The organism is Desulfosoma sp., from assembly GCF_052743555.1.
In genome coordinates this window covers 19066-36014 of the sequence record NZ_JBRAHS010000003.1, presented here as the reverse complement: position 1 = coordinate 36014, position 16949 = coordinate 19066, and the positions used below count along the sequence as shown (strand labels likewise).

The 16949-nt window shown below is 58.9% G+C and carries 17 protein-coding genes and 1 pseudogene; 17 read left to right on the top strand and 1 reads right to left on the bottom strand.

All coding sequences use genetic code 11. The features are described from left to right. The first annotated feature begins 148 nt into the window (after nt 1-148). From ACUVSA_RS02655 to mdh, 11 genes are all read left to right on the top strand, one after another. Entirely contained in the window at nt 149-343 is a 195-nt protein-coding gene (locus ACUVSA_RS02655) for an MBL fold metallo-hydrolase (protein ID WP_445893683.1), read from the top strand. Between the two features lie 118 nt (nt 344-461). Then, on the top strand, nt 462-1025 hold the full coding sequence (locus ACUVSA_RS02650) for a hypothetical protein (protein ID WP_445893682.1): 564 nt from the start codon (nt 462-464) through the stop codon (nt 1023-1025). A gap of 5 nt (nt 1026-1030) precedes the next feature. Further along, on the top strand, nt 1031-2233 hold the full coding sequence (coaBC, locus tag ACUVSA_RS02645; protein WP_445892201.1) for a bifunctional phosphopantothenoylcysteine decarboxylase/phosphopantothenate--cysteine ligase CoaBC: 1203 nt from the start codon (nt 1031-1033) through the stop codon (nt 2231-2233). An 87-nt stretch (nt 2234-2320) separates the two neighbouring features. Next, nucleotides 2321-3100, top strand: a complete 780-nt coding sequence (locus tag ACUVSA_RS02640) for a uracil-DNA glycosylase (protein ID WP_445893681.1) — start codon at nt 2321-2323, stop codon at nt 3098-3100. Between the two features lie 56 nt (nt 3101-3156). After that, nucleotides 3157-4485 carry an NfeD family protein gene (locus ACUVSA_RS02635; RefSeq protein WP_445893680.1) on the top strand — a complete coding sequence of 443 codons (1329 nt, stop codon included), beginning with the start codon at nt 3157-3159 and terminating at the stop codon, nt 4483-4485. Between the two features lie 53 nt (nt 4486-4538). Beyond that, the gene (locus ACUVSA_RS02630) at nt 4539-5327 is read left to right on the top strand and encodes a slipin family protein (RefSeq protein ID WP_445893783.1); all 789 of its coding nucleotides are present in this window, start codon (nt 4539-4541) and stop codon (nt 5325-5327) included. Next, complete coding sequence (locus ACUVSA_RS02625; RefSeq protein ID WP_445892198.1) at nt 5320-5649, top strand: Rho termination factor N-terminal domain-containing protein; 330 nt, start codon at nt 5320-5322, stop codon at nt 5647-5649. Before ACUVSA_RS02630 ends, ACUVSA_RS02625 begins: the two co-directional genes overlap by 8 nt. 24 nt (nt 5650-5673) lie before the next feature. Next, nucleotides 5674-6228, top strand: a complete 555-nt coding sequence (locus ACUVSA_RS02620) for an HDIG domain-containing metalloprotein (RefSeq protein WP_445893679.1) — start codon at nt 5674-5676, stop codon at nt 6226-6228. Nucleotides 6229-6337: 109 nt separating this feature from the next. Continuing rightward, nucleotides 6338-6547 (top strand): hypothetical protein, encoded by a 210-nt coding sequence (locus ACUVSA_RS02615; RefSeq protein ID WP_445892196.1) that lies wholly within the window; start codon nt 6338-6340, stop codon nt 6545-6547. A gap of 46 nt (nt 6548-6593) precedes the next feature. Further along, nucleotides 6594-8630, top strand: a complete 2037-nt coding sequence (locus ACUVSA_RS02610) for a pyruvate carboxylase subunit B (RefSeq protein ID WP_445893678.1) — start codon at nt 6594-6596, stop codon at nt 8628-8630. Between the two features lie 15 nt (nt 8631-8645). Continuing rightward, nucleotides 8646-9581, top strand: a complete 936-nt coding sequence (mdh, locus tag ACUVSA_RS02605; protein WP_445893677.1) for a malate dehydrogenase — start codon at nt 8646-8648, stop codon at nt 9579-9581. Between the two features lie 373 nt (nt 9582-9954). Here mdh and ACUVSA_RS02600 read toward each other — a convergent pair whose 3' ends face one another. Continuing rightward, a complete protein-coding gene (locus tag ACUVSA_RS02600; protein ID WP_445893676.1) occupies nt 9955-10314 on the bottom strand; it encodes a molybdenum cofactor biosynthesis protein MoaE in 360 nt (119 codons plus the stop codon). A 463-nt stretch (nt 10315-10777) separates the two neighbouring features. Here ACUVSA_RS02600 and ACUVSA_RS02595 point away from each other — a divergent pair, with 463 nt between their 5' ends. The 6 genes and pseudogenes from ACUVSA_RS02595 to ACUVSA_RS02570 form a co-directional block, all read left to right on the top strand. Next, a complete protein-coding gene (locus tag ACUVSA_RS02595) occupies nt 10778-12457 on the top strand; it encodes an acyl-CoA mutase large subunit family protein (RefSeq protein ID WP_445893675.1) in 1680 nt (559 codons plus the stop codon). Nucleotides 12458-12586: 129 nt separating this feature from the next. Next, nucleotides 12587-12994 (top strand): cobalamin B12-binding domain-containing protein, encoded by a 408-nt coding sequence (locus tag ACUVSA_RS02590; RefSeq protein ID WP_445892191.1) that lies wholly within the window; start codon nt 12587-12589, stop codon nt 12992-12994. Between the two features lie 10 nt (nt 12995-13004). Then, nucleotides 13005-13955 carry a methylmalonyl Co-A mutase-associated GTPase MeaB gene (gene meaB, locus ACUVSA_RS02585; protein WP_445893674.1) on the top strand — a complete coding sequence of 317 codons (951 nt, stop codon included), beginning with the start codon at nt 13005-13007 and terminating at the stop codon, nt 13953-13955. Nucleotides 13956-14076: 121 nt separating this feature from the next. After that, a complete protein-coding gene (gene mce / locus ACUVSA_RS02580; RefSeq protein WP_445892189.1) occupies nt 14077-14487 on the top strand; it encodes a methylmalonyl-CoA epimerase in 411 nt (136 codons plus the stop codon). A 136-nt stretch (nt 14488-14623) separates the two neighbouring features. Then, nucleotides 14624-16597 carry a VWA domain-containing protein gene (locus ACUVSA_RS02575; RefSeq protein WP_445893673.1) on the top strand — a complete coding sequence of 658 codons (1974 nt, stop codon included), beginning with the start codon at nt 14624-14626 and terminating at the stop codon, nt 16595-16597. A gap of 98 nt (nt 16598-16695) precedes the next feature. Beyond that, nucleotides 16696-16949, top strand: a pseudogene (locus ACUVSA_RS02570) (hypothetical protein); the annotation flags it as partial.

Genomic DNA, 16949 nt, shown 5'->3' with positions numbered 1-16949 from the left:
GCCGCGCACGCCGCGACGCCTGATCGCGCCTCGCGGCGCTCCTACTGAACGGAACGAAAACGGGCCCCTAAAGCCATTCTCGAACAGGCCCCGAGCGCAGCGCAGGCCGTGAACGCTTTGGGTTCAGAGCCTTCCAGAAGGAGAAGCCATGATTCTCGAGCAACTTGTCGTGGGCATGCTACAAACCAACTGCTACCTGCTCGGCGATGAACCCACGCGACAAGCCGTGGTGATCAACCCCGGAGGCGACGCGGCACGGATCATCAAGCGCCTGCAGCAACTGGATGTCACTTTGGCGGCCATATTGACCACGCATGGTCATTTTGATTCCGTCAAAGACTAGATTTTTCCCGTGGACGACGCCACACGAGTGCTGCCGGGCCATGGACCGGAGACGACCGTGGGCAGAGAAAAACGCACCAATCCTTTCTTTTGATCAGGGACGGCGAAGGAGGCGGCTCATGCGACGAAAGGCTCATCAGCCATGCTCGAAAAAGCTCATCGGGCTTCTGGGGCTCGGCCTTATGGTTCTGACTCTGGGCGGATGCGCTTGGTTCAATACGCAGGCGTCTTCGTCACCCACGGCGGGAGCGGCAGCGTCGACCACCACCGGCACGCCGTCGGCGGCGACGCCCAGCTACTACGATTTTTCGGACATTCCCGTGCCCGGAGAATTGTCCTTGGTGACCAAGGAATCCACCGTGTTTCAGGGAGGAAGCGTCAAAGGCGGCGTGTTGACTCTTAAAGGACGCGTGGAACCCAGTTCCGTGGTGAATTTTTTCATGGTGGCGCTGGCCCGGGAAAACTGGAAGCACCGCGGGGATATTCGATACCGCAAATCGGTCCTGCTCTTTGAAAAACCCGATCGGTTTTGCATCATCAGCATTCGCGAATCCACCTACTACACCTATGTGGAATTGTACGTGGTTCCCACGGGAGCCGGAAACCGATCCGGATCCCTGGAGCCCTTGGGCGGGGCAAAGGGCGCTGAAGCCTCGACCATCAAGACCACCAACCTGCCGTGAACCCCATGGAAAGACTTCGAGGCAAAACCGTTCTTGTGGGTGTCACCGGGGGCATCGCGGCGTACAAAGCGGCTGAGCTGGTCCGGTGGCTGGTGAAATGCGGAGCCGGCGTTCAGGTGATCATGACCCGGGCGGCGCAGCAGTTCCTGACGCCTCTGACCCTGCAGGCGCTGTCGGGACGGCCCGTGCTCACGGACCTCTTTGACCTGGGCTTGGAATCGGAAATCGGGCATATTCATGCGGCCCGCAGCGTCGATCTGGTACTGGTGGCTCCCGCCACGGCCAACACCCTGGCCAAGATGGCGTGCGGCATCGCCGACAATTACCTCACCACGGTGCTTTTGGCCGTGGAAGCGCCCGTCGTGGTCTGCCCCGCCATGAATCACAAAATGTACACTCATCCGGCCACGCAGGACAATCTGGCCGCTTTACGGCGCCGCGGTGTCTGGATCGTGGAACCGGCATCTGGACCTCTGGCCTGCGGCGAAGAAGGTCACGGAAGGCTTGCGGATCTGTCGCTCATTCTGGAAACCGTCTGCCGAGCCCTCACGCCCCAGACCCTTCGAGGCAAAAGAGTGCTGGTCAGTGCCGGACCTACCTGGGAACCTTTCGACCCGGTGCGTTTCATCACCAACCCGTCTTCAGGGAAAATGGGCTTCGCTTTGGCTGTGGAAGCGGCGCGGCGCGGTGCGCACGTGGACTTGGTCAGCGGCCCCACCGCCCTGCCCGACCCACCGGGCCTCATAACCCATCACGTCACCACGGCGCGGGACATGGAACACGTCGTGCGCATGCTGGCTCACGAAGCCCATCTGGTGATCATGGCCGCCGCCGTGAGCGACTATCGCCCGGAAGAAGCCGCACCGCACAAATTCAAAAAGGATGATGCAGACCTGGAGATCCGCTTGGTGCGCAACCCGGATATTTTGGCCGGGCTCGGCAAGGACAAAAAACCAGGGCAAATTCTCGTGGGCTTTGCCGCTGAAACACAAGACCTGGTGCGAAACGCCACAGAAAAGCTTCACAGAAAAAACCTTGACCTCATCGTGGCCAACGACCTCACCCAGCCCGGCGCCGGGTTTCGAACCGACACCAATGTGGTCAAGGTCCTGGATCGCGGCGGCGGCGTGGAAGAATGGCCTTGTCTTTCCAAAGAAGCTATCGCCCGCCGCCTTCTGGACCGCATCGAAGCCCTGGGAACAACGTAATACGGCCACAGAGCCCATGCCTTTGATCACAGGGCACCACAGGCACGCGGTTCAACGAAACGTTACAGAGTGTTCAGGAGTCGTTCGGTGAAGAATGCCCAGGACCTTCAAAGTCTTCAAAGCACACTTTATGGTTTAAGGCTTTGGGGATTAAGAGACGTGTGGCTTCCCGGAAAGGCCACCGCCCAGACAAGACCGACCGATTCCAGGGAAACACGGGAACTTCAAGGCCCTGAAACCGGACCTTCACCCGCCCGGCAGGAACCGGCCCAGAATGCGGCGGCTCGGGAAGCGCAACGCGAAGCCAAAACAAAGCTTCTGAAAGAGATTCGCGAGGATCTTGGAGACTGCCGGCGCTGTCCTTTGCACCGAGGGCGCACTCAGATCGTTTTCGGAGAAGGCGATGCGGTGGCACGACTCGTTTTTGTGGGCGAAGGCCCTGGAGCGGATGAAGACCGTTTGGGACGCCCTTTCGTGGGTCAAGCAGGCCAGCTGCTCAACAAGATGATTCGCGCCATGGGATGGCGGCGCGAAGAGGTCTACATCTGCAACGTCGTGAAATGCCGCCCTCCGGGAAACCGCATGCCTTTGCCTGAAGAAATCGAGCGCTGCGCACCGTTTCTTGTGAGGCAGTTGGAAGCCGTTCGCCCGCTGGTTATTTGTTCCTTGGGCGCGTGTGCAAGCCAAACCCTTTTAGGGGCTAACAGACCCATTTCCGAACTTCGACAAAAAATCCATGTGTGGCGAGGGATTCCACTGATCGCCACCTATCACCCCGCGTATCTTTTACGCAACGGGGCAAAAAAGGCCGATACTTGGAAAGATCTTCAAAGTGTGATGGAACTGCTCGCATCTTTTGATGCCTAAGAAAAACCAGAGCTCATGCGAACAGGAGTGCTTGGATGTTCATGGAGCATTGCCTCATGAAAAAACGCCGTCTTCAGTGGCTGATGGCCATGGGAATGGTGTGGGCGGCGTGTTTTCTTTTTCCCGCTCGATTCCTGACGGTGCCAGCCCACGCCTCGGCGGACGACCGCCCCATCTACATCGTGCACGTGCACGACACCATCAATCCCGGGCTTCAGGATTTCATCGAACACGCCATTGAGACGGCCGAAAAAGACAGCGCCGAATGCCTCATCATCGAATTGGACACGCCCGGCGGATTGGTCACGGCCATGCGAGGCATCGTCAAGGCCATGATGAACGCCAAGGTGCCGATGGTGGTGTATGTGTCCCCGAGCGGGGCTCAGGCGGCTTCGGCGGGCGTTTTCATCACCGCTGCGGCGGATGTGGCGGCCATGGCCCCGGGAACCAACATCGGCGCGGCCCACCCCGTCACGGCCACCGGAGGCGATGTGCCGGAAACCATGAATGAAAAGGTGCTCAACGATCTGGTCGCCTTTGTGAAAAGCATCGCCGAGGAACGCGGCCGAAACGCCAAGTGGCTAGAAGAGGCCGTGCGCAAGAGTGTCTCCGTCACGGCCGAAGAAGCCTTTGCCCAAAATGTCGTGGATCTGGTGGCCCAGGATCTTCCGGACCTTCTCAAACAACTGGACGGTTGGCAGGTACAGCGCAAGGGCTACCAATGGACCATCCACACGCACGGCAAAGCCATGGTGCCCATTGAACCGGGATGGCGCCACAAAGTGCTTCGAGCCATCAGCAACCCCAATATCGCTTACATTCTGCTCATGATCGGTTTGGCCGGCCTCTATTTCGAACTGTCCCAGCCCGGCGTGGTGCTGCCCGGCGTCATTGGCGCCATCAGTCTGGTCTTGGCCTTTTATGCCATGCAGACCATTCCGGTCAATTACGCCGGTTTTATTCTGATTGTCCTCGCCATCATCTTCTTCATTCTGGAAATCAAGGTGGCCAGCTATGGCATGCTCAGCCTCGCCGGCACCCTCTGCCTCATCCTGGGATCCCTCATGCTCTTTCATGTGCCGGGACAACCCTTTCGAGTGGCCATGCCCGTGTTTATTCCCACGGTGCTGACAGTGTCGGCTTTCTTCGCCGGTGTGGCCGCCTTGGTTTTTCGAGCCCAGATGAAACGGCCTCAGGTGGGCGTGGAAGCCCTCATCGGCGCCGAAGGCACCGTGACCCAGGCCTTGAATCCAGAAGGCAAGGTTTTTGTGCAGGGGGAACTATGGAGTGCCGAAAGCGATCGCCCCATTGCGGAAGGCGCTCGAGTGCGCGTGGTGGCCGTGCGGAATTTGAAGTTGCACGTCACCGGGATCAATGATAAATAGGACCCGTTTCTCCGGGCATGGTTTTGATTTTCCTTGTAATATCGGAGGCTTTTATGTCCATTTACGGCCTGGCGACCGTGGTCGTACTGGTGGTCTTGTTCCTGGCCAATGCCATTCGCGTGCTCAATGAGTATGAACGGGGCGTGGTGTTTCGCTTGGGTCGAGTGATTGCCGCCAAGGGCCCGGGGTTGATTCTCCTGATTCCGGTCATCGATCGGATGCAAAAGGTGAGCCTGAGGTTGGTGGCGGCGGATGTGCCGCCCCAGGACGTCATCACACGGGACAACGTGTCGGTGAAGGTCAACGCGGTCATTTATTTTCGCGTGGTGGACCCCGTCAAGGCGGTGATTTCGGTGGAGAATTATCTATACGCCACCAGTCAGTTGGCCCAGACCACGCTGCGCAGCGTTTGCGGGCAGGCGGAACTGGACGAATTGTTGGCGGAAAGGGAAAAGATCAACGCCCACTTGCAGGACATTTTGGACCGGCACACGGACCCTTGGGGCATTAAGGTCACGGTGGTGGAATTGAAGCATATCGACCTGCCGCAGGAAATGCAGCGGGCCATGGCGCGTCAGGCGGAAGCGGAGCGAGAACGGCGAGCCAAGGTGATTCATGCGGAAGGGGAGTTTCAGGCCGCCGATCGGCTGCGCGAAGCGGCGCAGATCATTCAGGAAAACCCCATGGCCATGCAGCTTCGGTACTTGCAGACCTTGAGGGAGATCGCTTCGGAGAACAATTCCACCACCATCTTTCCCGTGCCGATTGATCTCATCCGGCCTTTTCTCTCGGATCCAGGAACCATGACGGCGAAAGCGAAAAAGGAGTCGGACAATGGCTAAAAAAAAGGAAAAGCAGGTCAAGGAAAAACCCCTGGAAAAAATGACCGCCAAAGAATTGCGGGAACTGGCCCTCAGCCTGGAAGGCATCGTGGGGGTGCACGCCATGAACAAGGCGGAACTCATCGCCGCCATCAAGAAAGCCAAGGGCATTGTGGATGAGAGATCTACACAGAAAAGCGTGGATGTGCGATCCCTTAAGGCCAAGATTCGCGAATTGAAAAGAAAGCGCGATGAAGCCAAGCAAGCCGGCAACGCCAAGCTGGTGGATGCGTTCCGCCGCCGCATCAGCAACCTCAAGAAAAAAACACGCCGCGCGGCCTAACCCGGAAGGATTTCAAACCGATCCATGACCTATGACGACGCTTTAGATCTTCTTGACAAACATCTCCGCTCGGACACCCTCAAGAAGCATTGTCTGGCAACCCAGGCCATCATGCGGGAACTGGCCCGGCGTTTCGAAGAAGATGAGGAAACCTGGGCCATTGCCGGACTCTTGCACGATCTGGACTACGAACTGACCAAGGACACTCCGGCCGAACACGGCAGGAAAACTCTGGAGCTTTTGGACGGCACGGATCTTTCGCCGGCGGTCAAAGACGCTATCGTGCGCCACAATGCGGAAGCCTTGGGCCTGGAAAGGCTGACCCGCCTGGATTACGCGCTCACCTGCGCGGAAACCATCACGGGCCTTTTGGTGGCCGCCGCCCTGGTGCATCCGGAAAGAAGAATCGCCGCCGTGCAGGTCAAATCCGTCAAAAAGCGCATGAAAAGCAAGGATTTTGCCCGATCCGTCAACCGAGATCACATTCTGTTGTGCGAAAAGATCAATGTGCCTTTGGACGATTTTATCGCTCTGAGCCTCAAGGCCATGTCGAGCATGCCCGAGGAATTGGGTCTGTAAAGACCGGTGTCGGTAGATCGGTCGCAGCCGCATGATTTTTTGCGGGCGCGCGGTCCCCTCACCTGAAACGGGCCGCCTGTGTGGCCTTGGTCGTGACAAAGGAGTGCTCATGAAGGTGGAGCCGAAAATCGTTGCCGCCATAACGGCGGCGGTCGCTTATTACATGCAGGCGCAAGCGACCCGCGCCGCCGTGCACGCTCCTGTGGTGCGCGCGCCGGAACCCTCAAAACCCACGGCGCCCTTCAGTGCCTGGGCCCTCTCGGGGCGCCAATCCATGATGGAAATGAGGCGACTGTGGCAAATGCGCCTCGCTCGATGATTACTGCCCTCTCACGACCCCTTCGCGAATCAAAAGGAGATGCACAATGGCGGAACAACATGGCGCTTTGACAGCCGGACTCGTGGATGAGCCCATTCCCGTGACCCACCCTGTGAAGATTCAGGATCTCACCTTTCGAGACGGACACCAATCCCTCTTCGCCACTCGAGGCCGCACGGAAGACTTTCTGCCCATCGCCGAAGACATGGACAAGGTGGGTTTTTATTCCATGGAAGTGTGGGGCGGAGCCACCTTTGACACCATGCATCGGTTCCTGGGTGAAGACCCCTGGGAACGCATTCGGACTTTGAAAAAATACATCAAGAACACACCGTTTTCCATGCTGCTGCGCGGCCAGAACCTGGTGGGCTACCGCAATTATCCGGACGATGTGGCGGAAGCTTTTGTGGAAAGAGCCTGTGAAAACGGCATAGACATCTTTCGTGTGTTTGACGCGCTGAACGACTTTCGCAATTTCGACACGGCCGTCAAGGTCATCAAGAAATACGGCAAGCATTTTCAAGGAGCCATCTGCTACTCGCTCACCGAATCGCGCATGGGCGGTGAAGTCTACAACCTGGACTACTACGTTTCCAAGGCCAAACAACTGGAAGACATGGGGGCGGACACCATCTGCATCAAGGACATGGCCGGCCTCATCGCCCCCTACGACGCCTATATTCTCATCAAGACTTTGAAAGAGAGCGTGAAAGTGCCCATTCATCTGCACAGCCACTTCACGTCGGGCATGGCGGACATGGCGTTGCTCAAGGCCATCGAAGCGGGCGTGGACATTGTGGACACGTGCCTGTCTCCCTGGGCCTACCGCACCTCCCACCCGGCGGTGGAACCCCTGGTGGTGGCCCTCAAAGGCACCAACCGGGACACGGGCATGGATCTCAAGCTTCTGGCCAAATGCAGCGAGTACATGGAAAAGATTTCGCCCAAATACCGCCACCTGCTGGACGATCGCATGTCCATCATCGACATCAACGTCCTGCTGCATCAGACTCCGGGCGGCATGCTGTCGAACCTGGTGAACCAGCTGCGCGAAATGGACGCCCTGGACAAGTTGGATGAAGTGTTCAGGCAACTGCCCATCGTGCGGCGGGAACTGGGCCAGGTCCCTCTAGTGACCCCCACAAGCCAGATTGTGGGCATTCAGACGGTCAACAATGTGCTCTTCGACACCAAAGACGAACGTTACAAGATGATCACGGCCCAGGTCAAAGACCTCTGTTACGGCCTTTACGGCAAGACCCCCGTGCCCATCGACCCCGAGGTGCAAAAGAAGGCCCTCAAGGGATACCCGCGCGGAGAGACGCCCATTACGGTGCGTCCTGCGGACGTTTTGGAACCCGAGCTGGAAAAGGCCCGCAAGGACGTGGAAGGCTTGGCCAAGGACATCGATGATGTGCTCATCTACGCCTTGTACCCCACCACGGGCAAGCGCTTCCTGCGCTGGAAGTACGGTCTTGAACCCATTCCAGACGAGGTCAAGCCCAAAACTTTGGAACAGGTCAAGGCGGAGGAGGAACTCATGAAAAAGGCGAAGGCAGGCTTGTTGGTGGAAAAACCGACTAAGGAAGCACCACCCAAAGGTCCGGGCGTGTGCACCTTCAACGTCTTCGTGGACGGAGAATATTTTAAGGTGGAAGTGGAACAGGTGGGCGGCATGCCTCTGGTGACCCAGATCATCCCCATGGCGCAACCGGTGACGCCGACCGCCCCCGCACAACCCGTGGCCCAGCAACCCATGGGACCGCAGCCCTTGGTGCCGCCACCACCGCCTCGACCCGCTCCGGCTCCGGTGGCACAACCCGCCGTCGCACCGCCGCCACCGCCCAAGCCCGCGGCGGCTCCTGTCGGCGGCACCAACATCGAAGCCCCCATGCCGGGCATGATCATTCGCTATGAAAAGAAGGAAGGGGACACGGTCAAGGAAGGGGACGTGATTCTGATACTGGAAGCCATGAAGATGGAAAACTCCATCACGACTCCTGTGGCGGGAACCGTCCTGAAGATCAACTTCAAGGACGGTGAGAGCGTGCAAAAGGGCGATGTGCTGGCCGTCATCGGTTGAAAAGGAGCGAACACGATGGATCTCAAGCGGAAAAAAATCTCGGTGGTGGGAGCGGGATTCGTGGGGGCCACGGCGGCCCATTGGGCGGCGGCCAAAGAACTGGGGGACGTGTGCCTCATCGACATCATCGAAGGCATGCCCCAGGGCAAAGCTTTGGACCTCATGCAGGCTTCCCCGGTGGAAGGCTTTGACGCCCACATCGTCGGCACCAACGACTACAAGGACACGGCTGACTCCGACGTGGTGATCATCACGGCGGGCCTGCCGAGAAAACCCGGAATGAGCCGGGACGACCTGCTGTTCAAAAACACGGAAATCGTCAAGGCCGTCACCGAACAGATTGCTAAGTACTCCCCCAACGCTCACCTTATCATCGTCACCAATCCTCTGGACGCTATGGTCTATGTGGCCCACAAGGTGAGCGGCTTTCCCACGAACCGCGTCATGGGCATGGCCGGTGTGCTGGACGCGGCGCGATTTCGCGCCTTTATCGCCATGGAACTGAGCGTGTCCGTGGAGGACGTGACAGCTTTTGTCCTGGGCGGTCACGGCGACACGATGGTTCCCCTGCCCAGGTATTCCACTGTGGCGGGCATTCCCCTGCCCGACCTTTTGCCGCCGGAAAAGATCGAAGCCCTGGTGGAACGCACGCGAAACGGCGGCGCGGAAATCGTCAATCTGCTGAAAACCGGTAGTGCTTTCTTTGCGCCGTCGGCTTCGGCGGTGAGCATGGCCGAATCGATCCTTAAGGACAAAAAGCGCATCATGCCGTGTGCGGCCTACTGTGACCGAGAATACGGCGTGGGAGGATACTTCGTGGGCGTTCCCGTGAAATTGGGCGCGGGGGGCGTGGAGCAGGTCATTGAAATCACCCTGCTGCCCGAGGAAAAGGCCGCGTTTCAAAAGTCCGTGGATGCCGTCAAATCCCTCGTTCAAAAAATCAAGCTGTAGGAGCGTGCCTAAAAAGAATACCTCTTCACCTCAAGCCGAGCCGACAATGGTTTGGCCGCGTCCTTTCGGCTTGAACTTTTGGGAGCGCCGCAAGGCGCGACAAGGCATTGCGGCTCGAGCCGCTCCGACCAAAAGGTTCTTCAACAAGCTCCTCTCGGATCACACATCGGTGCACGCGCCGAAACATTTCCTGGCGGGGGATCGAACAGGGGACGGCCAGAAGCCGTCCCTTCGATCGGAAGGGGCAATCCCTCCCCATTAGCCTTGTCGAGACCGGCTGTCGGCCGAAGCCAGCACGGACCGACGGCCCGAAGCTCTCCCTTCAGAGCCGCAAAACCTTATCATGACGAACTCCGCCCTTCTCAGGCGGGCTTCAGGTTAAGTGCTCCCGCTTTTTAACGGCCTCCTTTTTCAGGCGATTGACCGTCTCTTCCAGCACGGGAAACACGTTTTCCCGAATGTCTCCAGCCACCACCACCAAGAGCAGATCCTCGCCCACTCGGCGCCGCCCCGTAAACAGGTAGGCTTCCACAGCGGCAATTCCCGGCCGGGATCGCACGTCCGCCAACACGCGATCCCAGGCTTCTTGGTCCTTGTCGATATCGAGGGCCTCGGCCGGCGCGCCGCTTCGGCTCGTAGCCCGCACTACGCCGTTATGGCAGGCGAACATGCCCACTGTGGCCGGATCCAGCTTTTTTTTCAAATCCTCGATCATCCCTTGCAATGTCACCATGTCGTGCTCCTCTCTGTGTCCCTTTCCGTATCATCCAGCTTTGGCACTTCACACTTCTTGAAAAACCACGGCGTGCCCATCGTCCACAGCGATTCACTTCCTTCGTGCTGCCTCTTGCATCAGCTGTTGACTCAAGGTATAAGGGCCGTGTTCTTGTGAAAATTTATGCGTCTTATCCTTCGGTCAATCCCCTTTGCCGACGCTCCAAACGGGACAAGTACCGTGACGGGCTCAAGACCCGACTCGGCCCAAGGCCGAATCCGCCAACGCCCAGTGATCTTCAATGGAGTTCCTCATTTAATGAGCTCGGCGCCGCCCTTTGTCCCTGCCTGTGCTCTCTTTTTTTGTCAATCCCCATCGATGCCAAAATCTTTTCGACGTCCACGGGTGCAGTGGGGCGATCCCCTCTGTGGGCCTCGGGCGTCTTTTGGGTCAACGCGGAAAGCGATTGAGGAGGGTCATCATGTTTGACGAGAAGGCCTTGGAACATATTCGGGCCGGAAAAGACAAATGGGAAAAAACCATCCTGGGCAAAACCCTGTCCAAGGCGCCCGAACGCAAGGCGGCGTTCACGAGCATCTCGGGCACGCCTGTGGAACGGCTTTACACGCCCCTGGACGTGCAAGGCTTGGATTACGAGCGGGATCTCGGGTATCCGGGTCAGTTTCCCTTCACGCGGGGTGTGCAGCCCACCATGTATCGAGGCCGGTACTGGACCATGCGCCAGTACGCCGGGTTCGGCAATGCCCGCGAGAGCAACGCTCGGTTCCGGTACCTTTTGGAGCAGGGCCAGACAGGGTTGAGCGTGGCCTTTGATCTGCCCACGCAGGCAGGCTACGACAGCGATCACCCTCTGTCCATGGGCGAAGTGGGCAAAGTCGGCGTGGCCATCGATTCCCTGGACGACATGAAAATCCTTTTCGACGGCATTCCTCTGGATAAAGTGACCACGTCCATGACCATCAACGCCCCGGCCACGGTGCTTTTGGCCATGTACTTGGCCATCGCGGAAGAGCAAGGGGTGCCCTTTGACAAGGTGGGCGGCACCGTGCAAAATGATATTCTCAAAGAAATCATCTGCCGCGGCCAATACATCTTTCCCCCAAAGCCCAGCATGCGCCTCACCGTGGACCTCATCGACTATTGCTTCAGGAACGTCCCCAGATGGAACCCCATCTCCATCAGCGGCTATCACATTCGTGAAGCGGGATCCACGGCGGCTCAGGAAATGGCCTTTACCATCGCCGACGGCATCGCTTATGTGCAAGCGTGCGTGGACCGCGGACTGGCCGTGGACAGTTTTGCACCGCGGCTGAGCTTCTTCTTCAACGCCTTTACCAACGTCTTGGAGGAGGTGGCCAAATTCCGAGCCGGTCGCCGCGTGTGGGCCCGCATCATGAAAGAACGTTTCGGGGCTAAGGATCCGCGCTCCATGATGATGCGCTACCATGTGCAGACAGGCGGCGTGACCCTTACGGCTCAGCAGCCCCTGAACAACATCGTGCGCGTGGCCCTTCAGGCTTACGCGGCGGCTCTGGGCGGCTGCCAGTCGCTGCACACCAACTCTTACGACGAAGCCTTGTGCCTGCCCACCCAACAGGCGGTCACTGTGGCTCTGCGCACCCAGCAGATTGTGGCGGAAGAAAGCGGCGCCACGGACACCATCGACCCTCTGGCCGGGTCCTATTTCGTGGAAGCCATGACGGACAAAATCGAGGCGGACATCGAAGAATACATCAAAAAGATCGATGCCATGGGGGGAACTCTGGCCGCCATCGAACAGGGCTACGTTCAAAAGGAAATCCAAGACAGTGCCTACCGGTTTCAAAAAGAAATCGAAACGGGTGAACGGGTCTACGTGGGAATCAACAAATACACCATGGAAGAGCCCGAGCCCGCAAATCTGCTCAAAGTGGACATGAAGGTGGGGGAAATCGAAGCGGCGAAGCTCAAGAAACTGCGCGCCGAAAGGGACCAGGCCAGGTGGAAAGCCGCTCTGCAGCGCCTGCGGGAGGTGTCTCAGTCCGAAGAAAACGTCATGCCGGCCGTTATCGACGCAGTCAAGGCTCGGGCCACCATCGGCGAAATCTGCGACGTGTGGCGGGAAATCTTTGGGGAATATCGCCCCAAGGAATTCGTGTAGGAAAAGAGCACCGCAGAGGCGCAGAGATCGCAGAGAAAACCCTTCGTGCACCTTTGGCGACAGGGCCAAAGGTGCCCAGAGCGCGATACCCTGACGATGAGGAAAGTCGTCGAGTGAAGGAGTAAGGGGATGGCTCAGAACAGAAAGATCAAGATTATCGTGGCAAAACCCGGCCTGGACGGCCATGACCGCGGCGCCAAACTGCTTGCCCGCATTTTCGCCGAAGCCGGCATGGAAGTGGTCTACACGGGACTTCGGCAAACCCCGGAAATGATCGTGGAAACCGCTCTGCAGGAAGACGCCGACGTGGTGGGGCTTTCCAGCCTCTCAGGCGTGCATATGTATTTCTTTCCCCGCGTCGTGCAGTTGCTTAAGGAAAAAGGCTTGGACGATGTGCTCGTCGTGGGTGGTGGGATCATTCCTTCGGAAGACGTGCCGGAACTGAAAAAGGCGGGTGTCGCCGAAATCTTCGGCCCGGGCACGCCTACGGCCAAAATTGTGGAATTCATCAAACAGAATGTTCGCTCACGCGATTAGCGGATGCCCCATGCGAGATTACGCCAAGGAAGTGTTGGAAGGATCGCCTCGAGCAGCGGCCCGCCTCATCAGCTGGCTGGAAGACGAAGACCCTCGCGCCCTTGAACACATGGAGCGTCTCTATCCCCACACAGGTCGCGCTTATGTGGTGGGCATCACGGGATCGCCCGGTGCGGGAAAGAGCACCCTGACGGACAAGCTCACCTTCGCGCTGCGAAAAAAAAACCTGAGCGTGGGGATCGTGGCCGTGGACCCCAGCAGCCCCTTTACGGGCGGTGCGGTGCTGGGAGACCGAGTGCGCATGAGCCGCCTTTCCACAGACCCGGGTGTTTTCATACGCAGCATGGCCACGCGGGGTTTTTTGGGCGGGTTGGCCAAAGCCACCGGCGACGTGGTCAAGGTTCTGGACGCCTTTGGCAAAGACGTCATCATTATCGAAACCGTCGGAGTCGGCCAGGACGAGGTGGACATCATTCGGTTGGCCGACACCACTTGTCTGGTTCTGGTTCCCGGCCTTGGGGACACGATTCAAAGCATGAAGGCTGGAGTGATGGAAATCGCCGACATCTTCGTCATCAACAAGGCGGATCGACCCGGAACGGATCAGCTGTACGTGGAAGTCACCTCCCGCGTGGAACAGGACGCCCACATCCGCCAGCGGGCCTGGACACCCCCGGTGCTTAAAACCGTGGCCGTGGAAGACGAGGGGGTGAGTGCTCTGGTGGAAGCGGTGTGGGCCCACCGGCGGTTTCTGGAAGAATCCGGAGCACTGGACGAAAAGCGGCGGCAACGGGCTCGTGAAGAGACGCTGCAGATGATCCATGCGGAACTGTTTCGACGCCTTCGGGAACAGCTCACGGCCAACGGCCGGCTGGACGCTCTGGTGAAAGCCATTGTGGAAAAGCGCGAAAGCCCGTACCGAGCCACGCAAGACGTGCTGGCTCGGTGGCTCAAGGGGTGATGAGACGACAGCGGCCGGCTGCGGCGTGGACGGTCCCGTGCATCCCACTTTTCGGGGCGCGGCGCCGAAACGCCGCCGCCCTCACCTTGACAGGCAACCTTATGGGTAGAGAGGATCTCCAATGAAAGTGCTCAAAGTGGACCACATCGGGATCGCCGTCAAATCCATCGACGAAGCGCAGAAACTTTACCACGAACTTCTGGGCCTGCCCGATCACGGGCGCGAAACCGTGGCCGAACAGAAAGTGACCACGGCCTTTTTCCCCGTGGGAGACACCGAAGTGGAACTCCTGGAATCCACGGCTGCGGACGGCCCGGTGGCCAAGTTCATTGAAAAAAAAGGCGAAGGCGTGCATCATATTGCCTTTCGAGTGGACAATATCGAGGCGGCCCTGGAAGAATTGAAAGCCCAGGGCGTGCAACTCATCGACCAAACGCCGCGTCAAGGGGCCGGGGGGGCTCGTATCGCTTTCCTACATCCCAAGTCCACGTACGGCGTTTTGGTGGAACTGTGCGAACGCAAAGACCATTAGGCTTATGAGACAAGTCGGCGTGTGGAGGGCAGCCCACCCGTCGCCCTCAAACCTGTCAACGCATCAAACCCAAAGAAACGCCGAATGGCCGCCGAAAACACCGGCGCGCTCATTCGGCCAAAGCTGTTTTTAAGGTATGGTGAAAAGCGCTGAAGAAAAAACGACGGACCGCACCTTTCCCTTTTCGGCTCTGGTGGGCCAGGACCTCATGAAGCGCGCCCTGCTGCTCAACGTGGTGGATCCTTCCATCGGCGGGGTACTCATCAAGGGCGAGCGCGGCACGGCCAAATCCACGGGTGTGCGCGCCCTTGCGGACCTTTTGCCCACACTTCGCGTGGTGGAACATTGCCCCTTTCGTTGCGATCCCGATATGTTAGAGGAACTGTGCCCGTCGTGCCGTGAAAGGGTCGCGGCGGGGCAGTCGCTTCCCGTAGCGGAACGGCCGGTACCCCTGGTGAATCTTCCCATTGGCACGACCGAAGACCGGCTGCTGGGGACCATCGACATCGAAAAGGCTCTCAAGACCGGCACCAAAGCCTTTGAACCGGGCCTTTTGGCTGAGGCCCACCGGGGCATTCTTTATGTGGACGAAGTCAACCTTCTCAACGATCAGATTGTGGACCTCTTTCTGGACGCCGCCGCCTCCGGCCGCAACGTCGTGGAACGGGAGGGGATCAGCTTCAGCCATGCCAGCCGTTTCATTCTCGTGGGAACTATGAACCCGGAAGAAGGTGATCTGAGGCCGCAGCTTTTGGACCGTTTCGGCCTTTCAGTGACCATACGAGGCATCGAAACCCTGGAAGAACGTGTGGAAATCGTCAAAAGGCGCCTGGCCTTTGAAGCGGATCCCGAAGGATTTCGCGCGCGCTGGGCCGCCGAGGACCGTGCTCTGGCCCAACGGATTCAATCGGCTCGAGACGCTCTGCTCATGGTCGCTTTGACGGAGGAGCTTTTGCGGTTGGCGTCACAAATCGCCGTGGCCATGGGATCTGACGGCCATCGTGCCGACATCGCCATGATCAAGGCGGCTCGAGCCAATGCGGCGCTGGAAGGCCGATCCATGGTGACCGACGAGGACCTGCACCTGGCCGCTCGCCTGGTGCTGCCGCACCGGGTGAAAAAAACACCTCTGGAAAAAGCCGAACTGGACGAGGGCAAGCTTCAGGAACTTCTGGCTTCCAATGCCGGAACGGGAGCCGGTGACCCGCAGCCCTGGGTTCCGGTGCACCACAATGTGCCCAAGGCCTCGCCCAAAGGCACGAGGACGGCGTCCCCCGTGCAGTGCGTCACTCACCTGTGCCCCACAAGCCGCACCCTTTTGGCGCTCATGCCGTGGCATCGAATGGAACCGGGAACACATCCGGGCCGCCGCTTTGTCCTGCCCCTGGCCAAGCATTCCGGAACGGTGCATGGTACGCGATGGCCCACGCCCGCAGAGGACTCCGGCGACCTCTCCCTCCTGGGCACATTGCGGGCCGCAGCACCTTACCAGACGTTTCGCCGCAACGGCAACGGCCGATCCGATGCCCCGTGCATTCTTCTGCCCCAAGATCTTCGGCTTCGCAAAAGATCGCGCAAGACGGGCCTGTCCCTCGTCATGGTGGTGGACTCCAGCGCCAGCATGCGCAGCAGCGACCGCATGTCGGTGACCAAAGGCGTCATCGACGCGCTGCTTCACGATCTGTACCGGCGCCGGGACAAGCTGGGCATCGTCACCTTTCGTCACACCAGTGCAGAAGTTCTTCTGCCCCTCACCCACAATCTGCGGGATGCGGCGGCGGCCGTAGACGCGCTGCCTGTGGGAGGCCGCACACCTTTGGCTTTGGGCTTGCATTTGGGGCTTCGGCTTTTGGTGCAGGAAAAGCGCAAGAATCCGGAAACCATTCCCGTGATGCTGCTCTTTTCGGACGGCAGGCCCAATATGAGCGCCTTTGGAGCGGATCCGGTGGATGAGACCTTTTATTATGCTCGAGAGGTCCAACGGCACAAGATTCAGGCCATCTTCGTGGACACGGAAATGGACCCCATGGCCGGAGGATGCGCCTACGAAATCGCGCGCCGCATGGGCGCCGTCTACCTTCCCGTGGACCGGCTCATCCACGACCGTTGACCCACACCGCACCTTGCCACTCCGGCCCCTCGGTGCTATGTGCAGAGAAGGGATGCTCGGAGGTGATGCCCATGAAGAGACAACACCCTGCATGGTTTGTGGTCACGCTGGCGGTACTGTGCGCCGTTCTGGCCGCCCCGGCCAGCCTGCGTGCAGAAGAGCCGGGTTTTACGCGCCAGGATCGGGATCTTCTGATCGAAGTGCGCACCCGCATGCTGGAAATCGACAAGCGCTTTGAACAGATCGATAAGCGCTTTGAACAAATTGAGAAGCGGTTCGAACAAATCGAAAAGCGTTTCGAGCAAATCGAAAAACGCTTTGAACAGATCGAGAAGCGGTTTGAACAGATCGA

Bases quoted from the DNA above. Each gene is read 5' to 3' on its own strand.
- ACUVSA_RS02575 (WP_445893673.1), top strand. From the start codon at position 14,624: ATGGTGAAAAGCGCTGAAGAAAAAACGACGGACCGCACCTTTCCCTTT.
- ACUVSA_RS02650 (WP_445893682.1), top strand. From the start codon at position 462: ATGCGACGAAAGGCTCATCAGCCATGCTCGAAAAAGCTCATCGGGCTT.
- ACUVSA_RS02655 (WP_445893683.1), top strand. From the start codon at position 149: ATGATTCTCGAGCAACTTGTCGTGGGCATGCTACAAACCAACTGCTAC.
- ACUVSA_RS02635 (WP_445893680.1), top strand. From the start codon at position 3,157: ATGAAAAAACGCCGTCTTCAGTGGCTGATGGCCATGGGAATGGTGTGG.
- meaB (WP_445893674.1), top strand. From the start codon at position 13,005: ATGCGAGATTACGCCAAGGAAGTGTTGGAAGGATCGCCTCGAGCAGCG.
- ACUVSA_RS02600 (WP_445893676.1), bottom strand. From the start codon at position 10,314: ATGGTGACATTGCAAGGGATGATCGAGGATTTGAAAAAAAAGCTGGAT.
- mce (WP_445892189.1), top strand. From the start codon at position 14,077: ATGAAAGTGCTCAAAGTGGACCACATCGGGATCGCCGTCAAATCCATC.
- coaBC (WP_445892201.1), top strand. From the start codon at position 1,031: ATGGAAAGACTTCGAGGCAAAACCGTTCTTGTGGGTGTCACCGGGGGC.
- ACUVSA_RS02620 (WP_445893679.1), top strand. From the start codon at position 5,674: ATGACCTATGACGACGCTTTAGATCTTCTTGACAAACATCTCCGCTCG.
- ACUVSA_RS02625 (WP_445892198.1), top strand. From the start codon at position 5,320: ATGGCTAAAAAAAAGGAAAAGCAGGTCAAGGAAAAACCCCTGGAAAAA.
- mdh (WP_445893677.1), top strand. From the start codon at position 8,646: ATGGATCTCAAGCGGAAAAAAATCTCGGTGGTGGGAGCGGGATTCGTG.
- ACUVSA_RS02615 (WP_445892196.1), top strand. From the start codon at position 6,338: ATGAAGGTGGAGCCGAAAATCGTTGCCGCCATAACGGCGGCGGTCGCT.
- ACUVSA_RS02595 (WP_445893675.1), top strand. From the start codon at position 10,778: ATGTTTGACGAGAAGGCCTTGGAACATATTCGGGCCGGAAAAGACAAA.
- ACUVSA_RS02590 (WP_445892191.1), top strand. From the start codon at position 12,587: ATGGCTCAGAACAGAAAGATCAAGATTATCGTGGCAAAACCCGGCCTG.
- ACUVSA_RS02610 (WP_445893678.1), top strand. From the start codon at position 6,594: ATGGCGGAACAACATGGCGCTTTGACAGCCGGACTCGTGGATGAGCCC.
- ACUVSA_RS02630 (WP_445893783.1), top strand. From the start codon at position 4,539: ATGTCCATTTACGGCCTGGCGACCGTGGTCGTACTGGTGGTCTTGTTC.